The organism is Endozoicomonas sp. ONNA2 (assembly GCF_024606365.1).
GTDB lineage: Bacteria > Pseudomonadota > Gammaproteobacteria > Pseudomonadales > Endozoicomonadaceae > Endozoicomonas.
Genome location: NZ_JAHHPO010000819.1, coordinates 1 through 1,142, shown reverse-complemented (window position 1 = coordinate 1,142; position 1,142 = coordinate 1). Strand labels below are relative to the sequence as shown.

General features: G+C 43.3%; 2 protein-coding genes. Both read right to left on the bottom strand.

The window, feature by feature from the left end; all coding sequences use genetic code 11:
* Positions 1 to 193 precede the first annotated feature (193 nt).
* Positions 194 to 859 carry an ankyrin repeat domain-containing protein gene (locus KDK14_RS14545; RefSeq protein ID WP_257265894.1) on the bottom strand — a complete coding sequence of 222 codons (666 nt, stop codon included), beginning with the start codon at positions 857 to 859 and terminating at the stop codon, positions 194 to 196.
* 90 nt (positions 860 to 949) lie between these two features.
* The coding region (locus KDK14_RS14540; RefSeq protein ID WP_257265893.1) for a hypothetical protein at positions 950 to 1,142 on the bottom strand (193 nt) is incomplete at its 5' end.

Sequence of the window (1,142 nt, the reverse complement as noted above, 5' to 3'; positions counted from 1 at the left end):
TTAGAGCTGTTCAGAATTACAGTAATATGCCTTTGCTGGGTGCTGAATAGTTACTAACAGACAATTCCTTAGGGGAGTTAAAGATGGAACATTTTGGCCGGAGAGATCAAAAATACTGCGCCCGATCTGGCGCAGTATGAGGTGGGGGTGTAAAACGATCAGATCAAGAATCAGGACCCGACGTCGGTTTTCATCATCCATACCTGGCAGAGGTCTGGTCTGCACCATTATCGATCAAGAATTTCTTACACCTCCAATGGGCAATATCCACCGGTGTTTTCCCATCTTTTGTTCGAGCATCAATATTTGCACCAACATCGGCCAGAGCAGTAAGGGCGGGATGAATGGTCTCAAGCAGCTGAAGTACAATTAGTGCATGCAATGTTTTGGATTTATTGTTTGTTTGTATGGCATCGTTAATTTTATCATGTGCAGCTTTTAAGATTTTATATACAGCTTCCAGGTTTTTAGTGACCTCAGTCCTGTTGCTGAGCAAAGACTCCAAACATTCTTTATTTCCATGTTTCGCAGCAATGTGTAGGGGCGTCTCACCATTTTTTGCTCTGGCATTGACGTTAGCTCCAGCATTGACCAAGGCTTTCAAAAGGCTTGTGTCATTTTTCTCAGCAGCAAGGTGCAAAGGTGTATGGCCATTCTCATTAGCGGCGTAGACATTATCCCCCCTGTGAGTCAGGTTATGTATGGATTTAGAAAAGTGATCGGATTTGTTAATAGAATATGCCACTTCTTCCAATTTGCCATCATCGATAAGATGCTGGATATTCGAGTTAGCTAATGAACTCATAATTTTTATTATTTCCTTAGTTCGGCCTTCTCCCTCACCAATCAGAGTTCCCACTTGGTCGTTAGAGTTGGTTTGAGCATTTGGCAGTGGGTTTAATATTTCATGAATATTTCCACCTAAACTGGACCCTATTTCTGACCCTTTTCAAACCCTTTTTTCGCCCCCATAACACCTGCGCCAAGCGCTGCTAATGCTGCTACTTAGGGTAGACATTAAGCCCAAGAAAGCAGCACTCCCAGTGCAGAACTCATCCTGAACAGCCACAATAAAGCTTCTCAAACCACTACTACTTCGTTTTTTCCCACCTGCAAGCTTGCCATCCAGTCTATCCTGATAC